Below are 18,958 nucleotides of genomic sequence, written 5' to 3'. Positions count from 1 at the left end.
GATACACAAGTAGGAAAACGTCGTAAGAATAATAAAAATGATGCTCTTGAATTTGATAGCTCTGATCTTGCCTTGCCTGCTACCACGGATGCAAAAGAACTGGCTAGTAAAGCGAGTAAGGTTTCACATAATCTGATGACCGTGGTCTTTTCCACTTATCATTCAATCCAAGTGATTTCGGATGCACAAAAAGACCATGGTTTACCCGAATTTGATTTGATCATTTGTGATGAAGCGCATAGAACCACTGGGGCTTCATTGGGAACTGAAGACAATGAATCTGAATTTATCAAGGTTCATGATAACAACATCATTCGAGGCAAAAAACGCCTCTATATGACAGCAACGCCCAAGATCTTTACCGATGATGCCAAAAAGAAAGCCAATGAAATCAATGCCGTTCTAGCATCTATGGATGATGAAGAGCTCTATGGAAAAGAGCTTTATACCTATACTTTCTCAAAAGCCGTTCAGAATGAACTTTTAGCACCTTATAAGATTATTGTTTTGGGTGTTAATGAAGAGGAAGTAAGTCAATCCATTCAACATCTGATGACCGATGAAAATTATGAACTATTCTTGATGATAAAACCAAGATCATAGGTTGTTATCAAGCCCTTGCTAAAATAGATCTAAAAGTTGATCTAAGTGATGACCCCAATCCCATGCGGCGGGCTTTAGCATTTTGTAAAGATATCAAGACTTCTAAACGCATTCGTAAAACCTTCAATTCTGAAGAAATACAAGAAGAATTATTTAATCTTCATCAACTCTATAAAGATACCCCGCCTCTTCACTGTACCTTTGATCATATTGACGGAACACAAAGTGCCAAATCACGCAATAAAGCCCTTGATTGGCTTAAGGAAGATGCGGGGGAAAATAGTTGCCGTGTGCTCACCAATGTAAGATGTCTGTCTGAAGGGGTGGATGTACCCGCTCTTGATGCCATCATGTTTTTACACCCGCGTAAAAGTCATGTGGATGTGATACAGGCAGTGGGGCGTATCATGCGCCGTGCAAAGGGCAAGAAAAGAGGCTACATCATTTTACCCGTTGGGATCCCTGCTGGGGTTTCTGCTGAACATGCTTTACGATATAATAAGAGATACAAGGTGGTCTGGCAAGTCATCAATGCTTTGCTTGCTCATGATGAGAATTTTGAAATCACCCTTAACCAGATGATTTTAGGGCAAGACGTTAGTGATGTTTTGGAGATTGTCGCCTTAAAGAGCATGACCGCGGTTGAGGATAAACTTCATATCCATGAAAAATCAGAACATATGGGACTTGAGATTGGAAAAGCCGCTCATGAACCACAAACTATTCATAGTGTAACAGGAAGATTACCTTTTTATAAAGAGTTTCCCAATGCTCTGAAAACCCTTATTGCGAAGAAATTTGCTATTGCGGATTATTGGGAAAATTGGGCGGGTAATGTTGCTGAGATTGCACAAAACCATATCACACGCCTTCAAACTCTGCTTTCTGATCAAACAAGCGGAGCTTATCATGCCTTTGATGCGTTTTATAAGGAATTAAAAAACAACTTAAACAGTGAGATAAAGCAAGAAGAAGCGATTGAGATGTTAGCGCAACATCTTGTAACGCGTCCCGTGTTTGAAGCTTTGTTTGAAGGCAATGAATTTGTGCAAAACAATGCCATTTCGCAAGCAATGGAAAAAATCTTAACAGAACTCGATAAAACCAATATTGAAGAGAAAACGAAAGATCTTGATAAATTTTACAACAGTGTCACGTTCTGTACAGCAGAGATTACCGAAACTCATGCAAAACAGAATCTTATTATAAACCTTTATGAAAGTTTTTTTGTAGTGTAGCTGCAAGAATTTGTTTAACTCTTTATTTGAAGAAAAAAGAGTAAACTCTATAGGAATCAAAATTCCAAAATATTGCTTATTTTGTTAAATCTGATTTTTAGAACGTGGGTTAGGAATATTCTGAAAGTCGTTTTCAGAATCAATCACTTCTGGGTTATAAGGACTATTTTCTCCCGTTAAAACATAAATCCAATAGCAGATCTTCGAGTTCACAGAAAACTTTTCGATTATTAAGGTAGCACATTGATTATCACAGTTAAAATCGTATCTCCCTTCCTCTAAAAATTTATCAGCATCATTGATATTAACTAATTCTGAGGCTGGATCTATTTTATATTTATAAGAAAGGAAGTTAATGGTATTCATAAAGTTAACATAATTACAATGTCTATGTCTTATCAGATGGCAGGTGTTGCCTAAGTTATCTTAGTGACTATGGGAGTGTAGTGTATCCCAAATATACTGCGTCGTTTAGAATCGTTTGGCTGAAAATTAAGGCTATAAAATTTTAATTGCAAAAGCAATACGAACTTTAGAGAACTCTGCAGTGAGAGCTACTTAGATTTTTAGAATATGGGCTCCCCCTTCCCTGCTTTTAAGTGGAGGAGAAATCAGTGCATTGAACGAAGCATGGCATCACGTAAATGGCGTTAATCCGCGTTTGATATCCTTTCCCTTGACTTTTAAAGTCACGCTAGTACGTCTGAATCCACACGCACTGTTGTGACAGTTTTGGGTGGTTTATAGAATGGATTGCGAACGGCATTTTTCCAGAACACATCATTGAGTGACGGAATATCACTATGATCAATTGCACTGTCCGGCATTGCAGCCAGTTTATCAACTTCAACTCTCTGTTTATCTGTCAAAGGTGATAAGTTACCTACATCAATTTCATAACGAACTTTCTTCTTTATAACGTTTCTTTTCTTTCGAGTTGGCTCGTCGTGCTGAAATAATACGGATTACCTCTATGCCATCTTTATCGTCATGGGCAGTATGCGCTACGAATATTAATAAAAAAACATCCATGAGCCATAAAACTTGCTAACCATACTCTCCATTTTCAATACGGTCTTGTTTAGCCATAGTGAATGGGGCTGCAAAAACACTTGCAGCTATTTCAAAACTTTACACGGTGCTTTCTAAGATTACTTTTTGTTTTAGCTTCATTCCATTCAAATCTCATTTTTATACCTTATATTAATACATTTACTTATATTAACACATTTATAAGGGTATTATATACATCAAGAGTTTTAGATGAACACTTAATTATCCATGTTTTTGTACAATTAATATAATAATAATTTAAAAATTAGTGATTAATTAACTAAAAATATTAAAAAAATAATAAATTATTCTAAGGCTTTATGCATATAATATGCAAATCGAATAAAACTTACAAGCATGTTGAATAAAATGATATTAATTGGCTATTTGGGAGCTGCTCCTGAAAGCAAAAATGAATTTTGGTGCCGAAACATTCAATTTTCGTATGGCTATCTCTGAGAGCTATGCAGATAAAAATACCAATAAAAAGTAGACAAAACAAAATGGTATTCCGTGGTGCTTTTTAAGCTACATACATTTGGCAAAACTTGTTCTTCAGTACAGAACTGCCCCTTTTTCCGAATGAATGAGAGGAACGGTTTTTTTTATGGTCAACGCTACAAAGGATGCAATCAGCACTTTCAAGAAACCACTAACCAAAAAACCTAATGAACTTATTAAAACTGTCAGCAAAGGAACCTGTGTCATATACGCTACCCATGGTATTCCAAAAGAATAGACTATCCCAATGCCACCCACAGTATTTATCACAAATAATATTATAAAATTTAACCGCTGCCAAAATAATTCTACCATAAAGCCAATAAAAAATGCAGCAAATGGAAAACTAATCAGATAACCACTCGTAACTCCTGAAAAAACACTAATTCCACCACGACCACTAGGCAATAGAGGTAACCCAATCGCAATAAGAACAAGGAAAAGAAGTGATGCTAACGCTCCCCTTTTTGCTCCAAGTATAGAGCCTGCTAACATCGGAGCCATAGACTGAGCTGTAATAGGGACACCCAGCAAAAAAGGAAGATAAAGAGGAGGAAAAAGACTCAAAACAGCGTAAATAGAGGCAAATAAAGCAATATAAACCAAATCTTTTGTATTCACTGAATTATTCCTTCACTAGGGAAAAGCTTTCGTTATTGTTGTACAATTAATAAAAAGTATCAGATTTATAAAAGTACACTTTAAATGCCTTAGATATAGAGAAAAATACTATAATAATTTATTTTAATAACATCACTTATATGAATCATATTAGATTCTACAATGTTTAATTACATCATAAATTACTATAGTTAAATTCAATAATAGTGATATATGAATATTATATAATAACAATATAACAAAATAATACATTTATTTTAGTTATTATGCTTTGAATGAATGAGAGGAACAGATCTTTTAATCGCAAGTGCAATAAAGGATGCAATCAACGCTTTTAAACAATCGCCTATCAAAAAAACTGATGAAGCCATTAAAATATTCAGTAAAGAAACTTTGGTCATATAAGCTGTCCATGGAACACCAAAAGAATAAACTATCCCAATGCCACCGAGAGTATTTATTATAAATAATGTTATAAAATTTAACCGCTGCCAAAACAATTCTACCATTAAACCAATAAAAAATGCGGCAAATGGAAAACCTATTAAATAACCACTTGCAATTCCTGAAAAGACACTGATTCCACCACGACCACCAGGCAACAGAGGCAATCCAATCGCAACAAGAACAAGAAAAAGGAGTGACGCTAAAGCACCCCTTTTTGCCCCAAGAATAGACCCTGCTAGCATCGGTCCCATCGATTGAGCTGTAATAGGTACCCCTAGAAGAAAAGGAAGATAAATAGAAGGAAAAAGGCCCAAAATAGCATAAATAGCGGCGAATAAAGCAATATAAACTAAATCTTTTGTATTCATTTAATTCTTCTTTTTTTTACTATAAAAACTCTGATTATTACGAGATGCTGTATCAATAGTATCAGCATCATAAGAACGCGCGTCCAATGCTTCAGCCACTTCTGACGCCATTCTTATAGTCCGTATAATTAAAGGTATCGCAAGAGCGACAATGTTAGTATTAAGTCCTCGTGCTTGCTGTGCTTCATGTACCTCATTAAACTTTTCACTCAAAAGAGGAATAAACCTGATCGCCATAGAGATAACCATACTCACTTTTGATGGATTTATACCAAAACAACGAAAGGGCTGGAGGCCTGCTTCAATTGCATCCACCATATCTGACACTTTTGTTGTGAATGAAATAACTGATGATAAAGAAAAGAGGATAACAAGACGTAATATGACCTCAACCCCCGTAAGCCAACCGCTAAAAATAGTTTGAAATACAAATAGAAGAACTAAAAGCAATCCCATCGATTTAAATTGCTTTATCACAGTTTTGAAAGGGATCTTGGCGACTCTATAGAATAAGATGACAAACAACAAAAATAAACCAAGAAGCGCTATGGAAGAAACCATTATTATAAAAGTTCCACAGGCCGTAAGAAATAATAACTTAACTCCAGGACTTAACCTATGAATAAATGTATCCCTCGGAATATATAAACCGATCATGACATTCTTCTTATATACTCCTTTATAGCAACAAAAGGTACTTCATCAATTGCTATCTCCCCCTTATCAAAAACCAGCACTCTATCAAACTTTTTCAAAAACTCTAAATCATGCGATACAACTATTGCCGTTTGTGGTAATTCTTCTATCACTTGCGTAACGCGATGCTTATTTCGCAAATCAAGTAATGTCGTCGGCTCATCAAAAATAATGTAGTCTGGTTTCATTGCAACTACACTAGAAATAGCAACGAGTTGTTTTTGCCCACCACTTAATAAATGGACAGCGTGATTTCTGAAATCTTGAAGTTCATAGCGCTGTAAAATTTCATCTACACGCTCCTTAATTTCATCTTTATTAAGCTTTAAATTTTTGAGACCAAAGGATAAGTCCTCTTCAACTAATGGTAAAACAATCTGATTATCGGGATTCTGAAAAACAAATCCAACTTTACGCTTTACTGCTTTTGCATCGCGTTTGGTATCAAGCCCATCAACGCTTACAAAACCATGAGATGGTAATTGGAGCCCATTAATAAGGCGAACAAATGTACTTTTTCCAGAACCATTCGCACCTATAATAGCAACTCGTCTTTCGGTAAGCTGTACAGTAATATTTCTTAAAACACACAAATCACCAAAAACTTGTGTTACCTCATCAAATTTTATAATCCCCAAGGCTTATTCCAATCAATCCCTTTTATTAGCTCTTCTTTCTCTATCGCTTCAGTTTATAACCTAAAAGTAATAACAAGCACCATAGAGGAATAATAATGACTGCCAAACTCATATCAGGCATCTGTACAGGAATATATGCTTCAAGGAAAGGCACGCTTATTCCTATCATATCAAAAAGTCGAGTCATCAATCCATTTTTCCCAAAACCACTGACAAACATAATGCAAAATAATAAAGCAAGAAAGCAGAGGCAAAGATAGTTAGCGTAAGGATATAAACCAAACGCATAAATAAAATCGCCCTTTCTGTTCTTATGGGCATTGCGAAATTTCAAATGAACAATAACAATAATAGCCCAAGTAATCACTGCTGCTGCAGTTGCAAGAGCCATGATCCGCATGAAACTATTATCAGGAATAAGAGCATTAACAACGACAATCAACGCCGTACATAATGATGAAAAAAGGATAGCAATATAAGGAACACGAGCAGCACTCAGTTTACTAAAAATATGTGGTGCATTTTTTTGTACAGCTAAACTATAAAGCATACGGCCATTAGAATAAATGCCACTATTGTAAACAGAAATAGCAGCCATAATCACCACAAAATTCAAAATATGACCAGCAGCAGGAATTCCTATAGTCTCGAAAATTGTGACAAAAGGACTACCATTTTTTCCAATCATATTCCAAGGGCTGATTATCATAATAATGCTGATAGATCCAATATAAAAAATTATAATCCTCCACATAACTTGACGAATAGCCGCTGGAATTGTTTTTTGTGGATTAGATGCCTCTCCAGCAGCAATACCAATAAGCTCCGTTCCTCCAAAAGAAAACATTACTACAGAAGTTGCTAAAACAACCCCTACTGCTCCATAAGGGAAAAAACCACCATGGTCCCAAAGATAATGAATATTCGCTTGATTTTCCCCTAGTCCAGTGACAATGAGAAAAATTCCAAAAATAATCATACCAATAACAGCAGCCACTTTGATCAAAGCGCAAACAAATTCAAATTCTCCATAAAAACGAACATTAAACAAATTAACAAATGTAACAAATAAAAGAACAATGAAAGATGTCTTCCAATGATCAATCAAAATCCAATGATCAAGGTAAAACCCTATCACTGTAAGTTCAGCCATACTCACAAGAATATAAAGAAACCAATAATTCCAACCTGTTATGAAACCAGCTAATCTCCCCCAATATTTATAAGCAAAAAAACTAAATGCTCCTGAAGACGGTTCTTCTACTGACATTTCACCAAGCATTCGCATAATGAAATACATAATAAGCCCGCCGACAAGATAAGATAAAATAACTGAGGGACCAGCTAATTGAATTGCCTCGGTTGACCCATAAAAAAGTCCTGTCCCAATAACCCCACCCAAAGCAATCATTTGAATATGGCGATTTTGAAGGCTACGCTTCAATTCCTCGTGCTTTTTTTCAGACATCATGCCTCACTACTTTTGTTGAACTTAACCTCAACTTTTATTGAAAAATTAGGCACCTCTTTCAAAAAACACAAAACAAACGTAAACTTATTTTCTTATCATAATGCAACTCCTTATTTTTTTGTGCATTATACGTATGTCCCGTTGAAGTTTTAAGAAAAAATATGCTCCACCCTTTATTTAAATTAATGTCCTTCATTTTCGTTACACTAACCATTATAGCATTGGTCATTGATAACGCACACTCTGTAATCACATCACATTGGACAACAACCCCCTTTAATAAAATTTTAACAAGCCTTCTGCAAACAGATATCTATCACCTTAATCAATCTCTATGCAAGGTAATGCCTGATTTTCTGTCCTCAATTTGCATTACTCTCACTTATTTACCCGCATGGTCTATCTTTGGTGCTTTAGCAATAGTATTTTGTATCTTAAATTACGAAAAACAAAAGCCTTTTCACAAAATATCATATGCATATAACGAAGAGTACATTTGATCTTTAAAAAAACTTCTAGAGCTCTCTGTACTATAACATAATCGATGTCGCTTAAAACCCCTCACTCTATTAAAACAACTGAAGATCACTTGATCATCAGAAAAAATTAAAACGCTTCATTATAAATATAGGCGCTCACTTATGATTTCTATAGATAACGATAACATCACTTTATTTGTATCAATTTAAAAAAAATTAGCGAATAAATCTACCTCCCATCTATAAGAAAACTCTGTACAGAAAAAACTTAAAATATTGCAGTTCATATATTTTCTATAGCTGCTTCTTTAATACTCTACAAAAACTTTTCTTAATTTTCGTACTAGAAACCCCACATAAAAAAACGTCTTCTAATATCAGCTCTCCTTATAAGATTGGAACTTATTAAAATTAATGAAGAAGCTTATAAAAATTATTCTACAAGTCTAACAAAATGCGTGAAATAAAGACTCATCTGTAAATAATTGCAATTGTGATAAAAAATATTTCGCACCTTCTCCCTATTGAGAAAATGGTAAGATAACAGCTTCAGTAACACTCTAGTTCTTTTAAATCTGAAAATCGTCTCGCTAAAATATCAACTTTTTTAGATATCTCATCCAAACTTTTCCATTGATTAGTTACCTCTCGAGAAAGTTCCTCAATGAATTTTTCTTGGTAAGCTAGCTTCATTTCTAATTCTATCAGCCGATCTTCATCCGACATGATTTTTACTCCCTCTAAAATAAAAAACGTGATTAATTTTATTAATCCTCCTCCCTTTTTCTTCCCATAAAAATGAGAAGTAACTTCTCAACTAATTCTACTCATCTATTTGCACATTATAAAAGGTTTATGATGATCTTTATTTTCCCAATCACTCTATGCAACAAATTTCTTTCTTAAGAATCAGAAAATGTTTTTATCTTTACTAAGTTATCTTGACACCATTTTTCATCCTAAAGATCTACATTCCCAGCTTCTTAATTTAAGTGCTATCGTAAATTGAAAAGCATTTTATAGCATTAAGGTCAAAGAATACTTTCCTCTGACTTTTACATACTTCTCCTTCAAATTATTATCATATGTATAAATTATTGAAAAAATGCATTCTTGCTTTTATACGTACTTTTAGCTATTACCCTCAAATTAGTTTTGTCTCATTGACTTACAAACCTATGCCGCATTAGCTCAGTTGGTAGAGCACATCATTCGTAATGATGGGGTCGCTGGTTCGAATCCGGCATGCGGCACCATTTTATTTCTTAAACATATTGAAATATATATTTTTTTTAATTAATTATCTGTTTGAAGACCACCTTCTAGGGTTTATGCAATTTTATCTAATCTGTTGTTATTTGCTCCGTATTTTTCTCTGGAGTAAATGCTAAAACCTCTTTCTTTCTCCACCTCACTGCTCACCCTAGCTTATATGGCTCCGGCCCCCTCTGAAGCATCCAATTGCGAATCGTTGTTGTGGATATACTAAAAAGCTGTGCACACTCACGTATTATTACATATCTATTGCCATCATCAAATATCATCTCATTGCCTTTTTATTTTTTATGTTATGTGAATGGGCTGGGATGCTAGGAGGAGAGAGCTTCCTATATTGTCAAGCAGCTTTTTGTCAAAATCTTTTGTGTCTCTTGTGCTATTGCCTCTAAAAAGATTTCAATAGCTTGATTGATTTGTTTAAGAGGCTGCTGGAAACGTAGCCAATACAACACCAGACAAAGATGATACCATTGGACCCGAACGCCCTACCAAATGCTTCATATGAAAAAGAAAATATATGAAACCGAACTACTTGTTCAAATTTATTACAGTACAATATTCTTAAAAAAACTATCAAATATCATTGGTCTATATATTGAATATGCTCCACTAATATATTGTTTCAGTTGGAAACAGATTGTAAGAGAGGAGAAATATCCATTATGTTTTTTATGTAACAGTTTATTTAAAATCCTTCATAAAGGTATTTTTTAATGAAATTAAGCAATTAGGGGAAAAAAACAAAGAATAATTAAATTAACTATAGATTTTTTTATTAAATATGTATAACACGTTATGTATATGTTTTATTGATTCTAAGATAATTTTTAGATATATAATGTTAAATTATAATGTTTTTTTGTTTTTATAAAAAAATTCTGTGGTGCAATTTATGACTTTTGAAATTACTTAAAAATCAACACCTAATTATTTCATTAATTATTATGTCTCTTATTTTTTGTTAAAAATGCTTTTTGTCATTGGAATTATTGAAGTTTTTTCAAGTAAAGTTCTTCTAAATCATTCTGGATCAACTGTAAGAATTTATGAGTGAAATCTATCTGATTATAAATGGAATTATTATAAAGTTATTGTCTTTAGATGGAGATAAATTGCTGCAAAATGAATAGTATTTAGCATAATCTTTATTCAAAAAAATGATATAGATCTTAAAATAATCCACTATGGATGTTTTGAATTTATTATGCCCTTTCGCTGTTCTGTTCTTAAAAATGAGTAGATGTAAGTTTTTAATTCATATCCTGCTTTGTGTAGTTTTTTATAGGTAAAAATAATGCGAAAAATATCAAAAGAAGGGCTTGTATTGATTAAGCAATTGGAAGGCTTGCGTTTATCAGCTTATGAAGATTCTGGTGGTGTCTGGACAATTGGTTATGGACATACAAGTGCTGCTGGTGCCCCAAGCGTTCACAAAGATATGCAAATTACGGAAAAAGAAGCTGAAAAAATCCTTTGTCAGGACTTGAGGGAGTATGAAGCTGTTGTTGAAAAAGCCGTTACCGTTCCTTTAAACGATGAACAATTCGCGGCATTAGTATCATTTTGCTATAATGTAGGAATCACAGCATTTCGTAGTTCTACACTTTTAAAAAAGCTTAATAAAGGTGAATATGAAGCGATACCAACCGAATTGCAAAAATGGACAAGAGTGGGAGGAAAACGTATCCAAGGTCTTGTCAATCGCCGAGCAACCGAAGCAGGATTGTGGGCAAAAGGAGCTCATGTTGCCCCCAATTATCATGTAGTAGAACCAGAAGGCGTAACAGGTATTTGCAAAGTAGAAGCTCTTGCACCAATCATAGGTTCTTTTTCAGGGCTTGGAGGTCTTTTTGCAGGAAATGGTCCTGTTCAATGGGTTCTAGCAGGCATTATGGTTTTAGCCGCTTGTACGGCTATGATATACATTGCTAAACGTTTTCAGGAACACCGTCTATGATTTTATGGATAAAAAAATATCTGACAATGACGTCAGCGCTCATAGCAGCTTTTCTTATAGCTTTAGTCAAAGCCTTTTTTCTTGGGAAAAAAGTTGAGAAGCAAAAGCAAACAAAAGAAGATTTCAAGATAGCGACAACACGGCTTGAGGTAGAAAATGAAATTAATAAGAAAAGTGATGCTGATGTGCGCACTAAGCTTTCTAGCTGGTTGCGCGACGAATGAACGAACTTCTTGTATTGGATGGCTGCCAATTTATTTGAATCGACAAGATATCAATGTCATTAGTCCAAATTTGGCGAGAGATATTTTAAAACATAACGAACAAGGTGAACGTTTATGTGGTTGGAGAGATAAACGGAAAATAAAGTGATAAAAATATAATTCCTCTGAAACATCAATCAATGAAAAGATTTGAAAGAGGTGGATACATTCAGATTAAAAGTAAAAGCACTTAAAGGATTAAAACACTCTGGTGGTCGATTAGATTTAATTAGAGTAACTGAGGTATCTGAATTGAAACTAAAGGATTCAACAGATTATGTTTGTGTAAAATGATTGAGTCTATTGATGTATTCTAAGGGCATCTTTGTTATCCTATCAAAAGAAGATGAGAAAAGATTTTATGGATTGCACTACTATCGTCGTTCAAAGAACTGATCATACACAAAGGCTCTGTTTTCAACAAAAATAACATCTAGGGGCTGGCATGCTTGAAGAAAAGAAATCTACGGAGCTATATAATGAATAATGGTAAGGCTTTTATGTGATTTGTAAATGACGTTGCTTCAGCTTCCTAATTATAATAATGATGTTGACGATAAGGCAAATATTTTCGCACTGTATCTGCTTTTTCATGCTAAAGTGGCGGGAAAACATTGTGAATGATCTTGGCTTTTAATTTTTCTATAGGTAAATTCCCTATGTGGGAAATGACATGCAACTCCAGTCGAGAAAACCAACAACCATTTTTGCTTTTATTTTTTAACTTAGCTTTTTTACTTTCAAAAGTCGCCTAGCAATTTCTTGAAAAATATTGCTTTACTATTTTAAGATAATTTTTTCCTGAAATAAAATCCTTCTTTTAAAATATTACGGTAATATCTTGCAAACTCATGTACTGCTTTTAGAGAAAGTTTGTAATAAGACCGTGCCTTTCACGGCTTTTATTGTGATGTGTATAACGGAAAAATTAAGAGTGCGTATTATCTTTTCGAACATTCAACTACAATCTTATTTCATCACAATATTTATCTTGAGAAGATACTTTTACAAAGATACTGATAATCTATAAATCGCTCTCCCCTAATTCACCTTCTCGCTCATCCTTCCATGCATTGCCCGTCCACCTTTTAAACCACCTTAAATTTTTGATATAAAATTTTTTCTTTAATTTTTATTTTTTATTGAATCATAAAAATGATATGTCTCAATCTTACCTCTATGCATCTTTATACGCTTTGATTCTTGTTTCTAAAGCCCAGATTGCCTACATATCGTACTGTTTTTATATTTAATATATATTTTTAGATTTATTCCTAACTTGTTAGAAAAGTTGCTATATTTTGATAGAAATATCTTCTACCAGTTCACTTTTTTCAAAAGATTCTGAAAGGATTCTCAAAAAGTCTGCAAAGTTAAAGACTATTTAATACGTATTGTTTCTTTTTTAGAAATCAAAATTGGTGATGCCCCATTCCTTACCAGCAATTGTGTTATTTGCAGAGCAATCTGTATAAGATGGTGTAACCTCTTTTATAAAGTTAACTAAAGTTTTTTGAATTTCTAGCATATTGTTTAAAGACAAAAAACTCCCTCTTATTATGCAAGCAGCTTAGACATCGGCTGATAATCCTCCCGCTTATAAAAATCCTTTCTTTAATAACCTTCAAAACCACAATTAAAGTGGTGAAAGATAAAACAAGATTTTTAGGCGATCATAACGCACAATAAAATCAGACCAGTCTAAATGTTCAATGCTAACACCTGCTAAACAGTGGAAAATAAGTTTTAGCACGCATTCAAATTGGAAGGGCTTAAGCCCCCCGCGTGCTACGATGGTTTTCTACTCTCATCGTACGATTTACATTCCCTCTAAAACTTAATCGCTGTAAATATAAAAATCTTGAAGCCCGTTCTAAATCCGTGAGAGTTTCTGGATCTTGCTGTATTAAACGTTGAAATTCCTCACAACTGCTCATCTGAAATGCTAACATTTTCATAAAAGGACGATAGTGGCGTTGTAACATCCCTAAAAAGTTTACGACATAACCTGAGAGATTATTGCTGATTTCAGGGGATAGAATCAATTTCTGCTCAAAGAAAATCTCACCCATACCAACAAAAAGGTTTAGTCTACATGCCATGAGGAATGTACTCAAATAATTTTGATATTTTTTGATCGAATTTCTTTTGTCACCAATATCCGTAGCAACTTGTGTGGAATTAACAAAATTATAATTTTTTATCTTAAAATGTATCCATCATTTTTTACATTCTTTCATCTATCTTAGCCTTCTTTTCACAGCTTCAAATGATAAAAAGTAACTGCAATGTTAAGTCGTTTTGCATCGAACAAATTTCTCGCAAACTATCCCTATTGGCTAGATGACAATCCATCCTCTATTTAAAGAGAGAAAAACTTTTCTTTTTTATTCAGCGATAAAGTAAATATTATCCAATTACTTACGAGTAGAAATTCGATCAAATGGAAACTGTAATTCTTTCTACTCTGAGTAATCTTGTACCTATTTATATAGGTTTAGGAAAGCGTGCTGTTATGAATATTCATAAAAATGCTTCAAAAATTGATATCAGCAAAACCTCTGTTTAAAAAAGGAAAAGATGTTCTCTTACTTGCTACTGAAGAAACTGTTCAGATTTGTCTTGATGTTGCTAAAGAGATTCAAAAAACATGAAGTTATCCCAACGCTTACAAGTGTGCCAACAATTCAACTTTGAGATAATAGATCAGTGCTAGAGTTATGCCAATCTCACCAATCTGTTGTTGTCTATGAAGAGCATAGTATCAAAGGAGAAGCTTGGAGATGCAATTGTTAAATCGCTTATGGAACAAAACATTCTATGCCAATTTGTATCATTAGGCCCCCCACCATCCCCATCTGCAATAAAAATGAACTGGATATTTTAACAAGTTATAAAATCAATCGAGAACGCATAAATAGTGTTAGAAATGACATACTATACAAAAAATATTCAACTGCTTCCTAATATGCTCGCCAGTTCAAAAACATCATAAATCATTGAGAAAACAAGAAAGAAAAGCACATTAATTCACGCAGTTTTGCTCTCAGTAAACGAGCTTTTTTAAAGATAGTACGGATATTTTTTTTCATTGCTTAAAAATGTACTCCATAAAAACAATATCACATCCATATAATATATTATCCAATGAACTTAATATAAATAATATATAGATTATAGAAATATTATTTATTAGATACATTTTTTATTATAATTATAGATTAAAATAAATACATATTGACATTTTTAATAATTTTATTTATATACTATAACTAATATTATTTATATTAAAATAAAACTAAATGGATTTTATAAATTTACGTTTTATGCCAATATGGAAAAGAAGTAATTAACATATTATATTTTAATGTTTTTTATATATAGGAGGGAAAAATGCTCACAGCATTATTTATATCTATTTTTTCTATATCAACAGTTGTTTTACCTTTAATATCAGCGCTTGTTCCTTTTTATCCGTAGAATGAGCTTTTAATAAAGTAAATAAAATATGTATGCAATGTTATTATTGTTTTTTTTCGTGTTTATTATTATTAATACTTAATATTATTGTAGTTACTGAGTATTTTCTGTGATTTTATAGAGGAGCTTATTGATCTTTTCTATTTAACTTTAACTGTCAACATATTTTTAAAATATATAATTATGCTCCTCTATAAAAAGACTTTCTTTTTCTGAAAGAAGTATAACATATTGCTTTCATTGCTTAAAAACATCTATATTTACTAAACTCTTGCGTGTAATATCTTTGATTGTCTGAGTACCAGTCAGTGTCATAGCTACCCGCATTTCATTGGCAAAAAGATCAAGGAGATGCATAACACCTTTCTTACCTGCTGCTGCAAGCGCATAAACAAAAGCACGGCCAATCATAACAGCATCCGCACCTTGTGCTATCATGCGTACAACATCAAGACCAGAACGAACACCTGAGTCCACTAAAATAGTCAAATAATCCTTTACAGCATCCGCAATTGCAGGCAACGCTCGTGTTGTTGATAATACACCATCAAGCTGACGTCCGCCGTGATTAGAAACAACAATACCATCCGCACCAAATTTTACTGCTTCTCGTGCATCTTCTGGATCAAGAATACCTTTCAAAATCATTTTTCCTTTCCAAAAATCGCGAATCCATTGTAAATCATGCCAACCAATTGATGGATCAAAATTTGCACCAAGCCAACCAACGTAATCATCCAATGCAATTTTCTTTTTGAGATAAGCAGAGACATTTCCAAGATCATGAGGGCGCCCCATAACACCAACCTTCCAAGCCCAATATGGATGAGTCAAAGCTTGTAAAAAACGACGTAAACCAGCATAAGGACCAGACATTCCTGAATGCGCATCACGATAACGTGCACCAGGAATTGGCATATCAACTGTAAAAACCAACGTGCGTACACCAGCCAACCAAGCCCGTTCTAGTGCATCACGCATGAAACCGCGATCTTTGAGAACATAAAGTTGAAACCAAAATGCACCTCCAACCGCTTCTTGCACTTCCGCAATAGGACAAACTGAAACAGAGGATAGAGTAAAAGGAATCCCTTTTGCCGCTGCGGCACGCGCTGCTTTTACCTCTCCACGACGTGCATACATGCCCGTTAGCCCAACAGGCGCAAGTACAATCGGTAAATCAAGTGTCTGATCAAAAAGCTTGATTGAAAGATCAACTTCACCAACTTGCCTTAGAATCCTTTGACGCAATGCAAGTGCTTGAAGATCTGTACAATTACGTCGCATCGTTTCTTCAGCATAAGCCCCACCATCAATATAGTGAAAAAGAAAGGGAGGAAGACGACGCTTTGCTGCCTTACGATAATCAAGTGTTGAAGAAATAATCATTGATGGCACCATTGTTCCTAAATGAAAAGAGAAAACATCCTAAAACGCATAAAAGCGAATCCATGTACCTACCTATTCGCTATTCTCCCAAAGCACTCTATTGAATAGATAGAAGCAACAGAGACTGCAACTTTCTAAAAAAACTAATTGATAAAAACAACGTCTTTATTGCTCTTATCCAAATTTAAAATCTCACAGTATGAAGTATCATTAATAACGTATCTACTCATATATTCTTCATGTGCAATTAAAATGTTATACTCTCTTTAAAGCAATCCCTCTTCGAAAGCGATTGCTCCGTAGCTTAATTAGTCATAATTTAAAGTCGCTTCTCCCTCCAAAGATCCTTACATTATCAGTTATTAAGAATATAGAGTGTCATTAAGTATAAATCATAATCTCCTCCAAAAGATGAAAAAATCCTTTATTAATACTGGAAATAAAGCTGTCGCATACATGCAGAAATCTTCTTATATCAATATTCAAAACTGAGATCTGTTACTTATTCATGAAAGTTTATAAAAATATATAGTGCCTAATTCATATAAAGCATAAAAACTTTTAATGTTCATACCAATAGAAACCTTCATATTTAATTGAATAATTTTCTAGCAATATTATATCTTGAGGCTATAAATGAGTTACTAAAATTAGAATAATGTTTATTGAAAATAATTGTTACTAAACTGGAGTGAAAACTTATTTATTAACTCTTAAGGATAATTTTTATGCGGAATAAAATATACTGGTTATTACACTCTAGAAAAATTGAGTCAATTGCAGCATCCAATCTCGCATATTTACTTTGAAAAGTGAGTAGCTACTGTTATGTTGAATTTTATTAACCTATTGATTTATTATAATAATAAATATGAATAACATATTGAATATAGTAAAATTCTTTCATTGTAAATTTTGTCACGATGAAATAATCAAAACTATTCTTTTGCACATCATAAATGGAGTTCGTATAGATAGAACCTCTTGAAAAAAGAAGTAAAAATGCCTCTCATACCCTCTCAAATGCAAGAGATGAGATAACCTTGGAAATTAAAAATAGAATGCATGACGCCAGTTTTGCGAAGCACAAAATTTTCTTTTATCTAAAATACGCTTTCTGCATACATGTTATCAAAATTCGTGGTTCCCAACTCATTTAAAATGCTTGGACAACTTTAAACCCTGTGCTTGATAATGTGATCCAACATCATGTCCATAAAGGGTTGATGGTCGATTAAGCATATGCTCATAGACCAAACGGCCAATAATTTGACCATGCTCTAAGATAAAAGGAACTTCATGGCTCCGCACTTCTAAAACCGCTCTTGCTCCTTTTCCACCCGCCTCCTTATGCCCAAATCCTGGATCAAAAAAGCCTGCATAATGCACCCTAAACTCGCCAACTAAAGGATCAAAAGGTGTCATTTCTGCGGCATAAAGCGGAGGCACATGAACAGACTCTCGTGAAACTAAAATGTAAAATTCATCAGGATCAAGAACCAACTCCCTTTGACCACGATCAAAAAGAGGTTCCCAAAAATCTAAAACGTGGGCAACGGCACGTTTATCAATATCAATAACACTTGTATGATGTTTACCACGATAACCTATAAGCCCGTTTTTGTCTCCCTTTAAATTAATGGAAAGACCAATACCACCAACACTAATATTAGGAAAATCATCCGATATCAGTGTTTCTTGCCTTTGCAAAGTGTGCAACTCTATTTCATTTAAATAACTTTGCCCTTTTCTAAACCGAAGCTGTGATAAATGTGAGCCTGTATGCACCAAAATTGGAAATGTGCGTGGACTAATTTCCAAATAAAGTGGACCATGATAACCAGCACAAATTTTATCAAACTCCTGAGCATTATCCGTAATGACACGTGTAAAAATATCTAATCGTCCTGTAGAACTTTTGGGATTGGCAACAGCAGATAAGAATTCTGGTAAAGCTAAACTTTCTAAAAGAGGAACAATATAAACACACCCCGTTTCCAAAACGGCTCCGTCTCGTAAATCAAACTCATGCAACTTTAACCGTTCAAGCTTATCCAAAACTTTTGTATCAGGTCCCGGCATAAAAGAAGCACGTATACGATAAGCTTTCTCCCCTAAACGAAGATCAAGACTTGCTGGTTGTATTTGAGATCTATCAAATGGATACTGAGCCTTGAGAAAGTTATTCTCAATCAAAGCTTGTATATCACTATCTGCTAAAATACCGCTTATACGCGCCATATATATTGCCTTCCCTTTTTACATTGTTTCTTTTTTGACCTAGATGATAAACTGGTGCAAGCTATTTTAAAGTGATAAAAACTATTTTTATGTTTTTTCCAACCGACTTGTTAACATAAAATAAAATAGGAGGTATTGTAAAAATAATACCTCTCATGCTCTCTTATTCTTGAATGTCTCGCAAATGATGTTATCATAATTTTCTATAGAACCCTTAAGATTCCTGTTAGAATTT

The 18,958-nt window shown here is 33.8% G+C and carries 15 protein-coding genes, 1 tRNA gene and 3 pseudogenes; 6 read left to right on the top strand and 13 right to left on the bottom strand.

What is annotated here, in order from left to right; all coding sequences use genetic code 11:
* Positions 1-1,832: pseudogene (locus tag ACFIMP_RS08020) on the top strand (helicase-related protein); the annotation flags it as partial.
* 93 nt (positions 1,833-1,925) lie between these two features.
* On the opposite strand, the gene ACFIMP_RS08015 reads toward ACFIMP_RS08020, so the two are convergent.
* The 7 genes from ACFIMP_RS08015 to ACFIMP_RS07985 all read right to left on the bottom strand — a co-directional run bounded on the left by ACFIMP_RS08015 (position 1,926) and on the right by ACFIMP_RS07985 (position 7,633).
* Positions 1,926-2,207, bottom strand: a complete 282-nt coding sequence (locus tag ACFIMP_RS08015) for a hypothetical protein (RefSeq protein ID WP_375629703.1) — start codon at positions 2,205-2,207, stop codon at positions 1,926-1,928.
* 323 nt (positions 2,208-2,530) lie between these two features.
* Complete coding sequence (locus tag ACFIMP_RS08010; RefSeq protein WP_375686226.1) at positions 2,531-2,710, bottom strand: hypothetical protein; 180 nt, start codon at positions 2,708-2,710, stop codon at positions 2,531-2,533.
* A gap of 739 nt (positions 2,711-3,449) precedes the next feature.
* Positions 3,450-4,016 carry a biotin transporter BioY gene (locus ACFIMP_RS08005; RefSeq protein WP_375686225.1) on the bottom strand — a complete coding sequence of 189 codons (567 nt, stop codon included), beginning with the start codon at positions 4,014-4,016 and terminating at the stop codon, positions 3,450-3,452.
* 257 nt (positions 4,017-4,273) lie between these two features.
* Positions 4,274-4,831: a biotin transporter BioY gene (locus ACFIMP_RS08000; protein WP_375653025.1), complete on the bottom strand. Its 558-nt coding sequence runs from the start codon at positions 4,829-4,831 to the stop codon at positions 4,274-4,276.
* Positions 4,832-5,488 (bottom strand): energy-coupling factor transporter transmembrane component T family protein, encoded by a 657-nt coding sequence (locus tag ACFIMP_RS07995; protein ID WP_375653021.1) that lies wholly within the window; start codon positions 5,486-5,488, stop codon positions 4,832-4,834.
* Complete coding sequence (locus ACFIMP_RS07990) at positions 5,485-6,165, bottom strand: energy-coupling factor ABC transporter ATP-binding protein (protein WP_375612389.1); 681 nt, start codon at positions 6,163-6,165, stop codon at positions 5,485-5,487. The genes ACFIMP_RS07995 and ACFIMP_RS07990 overlap by 4 nt, the downstream gene beginning before the upstream one ends.
* Positions 6,166-6,205: 40 nt before the next feature.
* Positions 6,206-7,633 (bottom strand): amino acid permease, encoded by a 1,428-nt coding sequence (locus ACFIMP_RS07985; RefSeq protein WP_375653033.1) that lies wholly within the window; start codon positions 7,631-7,633, stop codon positions 6,206-6,208.
* A gap of 164 nt (positions 7,634-7,797) precedes the next feature.
* Here ACFIMP_RS07985 and ACFIMP_RS07980 point away from each other — a divergent pair, with 164 nt between their 5' ends.
* A complete protein-coding gene (locus ACFIMP_RS07980) occupies positions 7,798-8,136 on the top strand; it encodes a hypothetical protein (RefSeq protein ID WP_375613811.1) in 339 nt (112 codons plus the stop codon).
* 528 nt (positions 8,137-8,664) lie between these two features.
* Here the strand turns inward: ACFIMP_RS07980 and ACFIMP_RS07975 are convergent.
* Positions 8,665-8,841 (bottom strand): SlyX family protein, encoded by a 177-nt coding sequence (locus tag ACFIMP_RS07975; protein WP_375612388.1) that lies wholly within the window; start codon positions 8,839-8,841, stop codon positions 8,665-8,667.
* A 454-nt stretch (positions 8,842-9,295) separates the two neighbouring features.
* Between ACFIMP_RS07975 and ACFIMP_RS07970 the strand changes: the two genes are divergently transcribed.
* Positions 9,296-9,371: transfer RNA gene (locus tag ACFIMP_RS07970), tRNA-Thr, on the top strand.
* Positions 9,372-9,458: 87 nt separating this feature from the next.
* Here ACFIMP_RS07970 and ACFIMP_RS07965 read toward each other — a convergent pair.
* A pseudogene (locus tag ACFIMP_RS07965) lies at positions 9,459-9,659 on the bottom strand (helix-turn-helix transcriptional regulator).
* Positions 9,660-10,687: 1,028 nt separating this feature from the next.
* Here ACFIMP_RS07965 and bgtA point away from each other — a divergent pair.
* Both bgtA and ACFIMP_RS07955 read left to right on the top strand, forming a co-directional pair.
* Complete coding sequence (gene bgtA, locus ACFIMP_RS07960; protein ID WP_375612387.1) at positions 10,688-11,350, top strand: gene transfer agent endolysin BgtA; 663 nt, start codon at positions 10,688-10,690, stop codon at positions 11,348-11,350.
* Positions 11,347-11,574 carry a hypothetical protein gene (locus ACFIMP_RS07955; RefSeq protein WP_375618608.1) on the top strand — a complete coding sequence of 76 codons (228 nt, stop codon included), beginning with the start codon at positions 11,347-11,349 and terminating at the stop codon, positions 11,572-11,574. The genes bgtA and ACFIMP_RS07955 overlap by 4 nt, the downstream gene beginning before the upstream one ends.
* A 637-nt stretch (positions 11,575-12,211) precedes the next feature.
* On the opposite strand, the pseudogene ACFIMP_RS07950 reads toward ACFIMP_RS07955, so the two are convergent.
* Together ACFIMP_RS07950 and ACFIMP_RS07945 are read right to left on the bottom strand one after the other, a co-directional pair.
* A pseudogene (locus tag ACFIMP_RS07950) lies at positions 12,212-12,645 on the bottom strand (integrase); the annotation flags it as partial.
* A gap of 740 nt (positions 12,646-13,385) precedes the next feature.
* Positions 13,386-13,715 (bottom strand): DNA adenine methylase, encoded by a 330-nt coding sequence (locus tag ACFIMP_RS07945; protein WP_375613511.1) that lies wholly within the window; start codon positions 13,713-13,715, stop codon positions 13,386-13,388.
* A gap of 341 nt (positions 13,716-14,056) precedes the next feature.
* Here ACFIMP_RS07945 and ACFIMP_RS07940 point away from each other — a divergent pair, with 341 nt between their 5' ends.
* Positions 14,057-14,182, top strand: a complete 126-nt coding sequence (locus ACFIMP_RS07940) for a hypothetical protein (protein WP_375612384.1) — start codon at positions 14,057-14,059, stop codon at positions 14,180-14,182.
* Between the two features lie 1,148 nt (positions 14,183-15,330).
* Here ACFIMP_RS07940 and lldD read toward each other — a convergent pair.
* Positions 15,331-16,482, bottom strand: coding sequence for an FMN-dependent L-lactate dehydrogenase LldD (gene lldD, locus ACFIMP_RS07935; RefSeq protein WP_375613512.1), 1,152 nt, complete (start codon positions 16,480-16,482; stop codon positions 15,331-15,333).
* Positions 16,483-17,634: 1,152 nt separating this feature from the next.
* Positions 17,635-18,723 carry a 2'-deoxycytidine 5'-triphosphate deaminase gene (locus ACFIMP_RS07930; RefSeq protein WP_375613513.1) on the bottom strand — a complete coding sequence of 363 codons (1,089 nt, stop codon included), beginning with the start codon at positions 18,721-18,723 and terminating at the stop codon, positions 17,635-17,637.
* Positions 18,724-18,958 lie beyond the last annotated feature (235 nt).

The organism is Bartonella sp. AP65SXKL (assembly GCF_042195725.1).
In the GTDB taxonomy this organism is placed as follows: domain Bacteria; phylum Pseudomonadota; class Alphaproteobacteria; order Rhizobiales; family Rhizobiaceae; genus Bartonella.
Note: the sequence above shows the minus strand (reverse complement) of the source record. Positions and strands in the feature narration are given on the sequence as shown.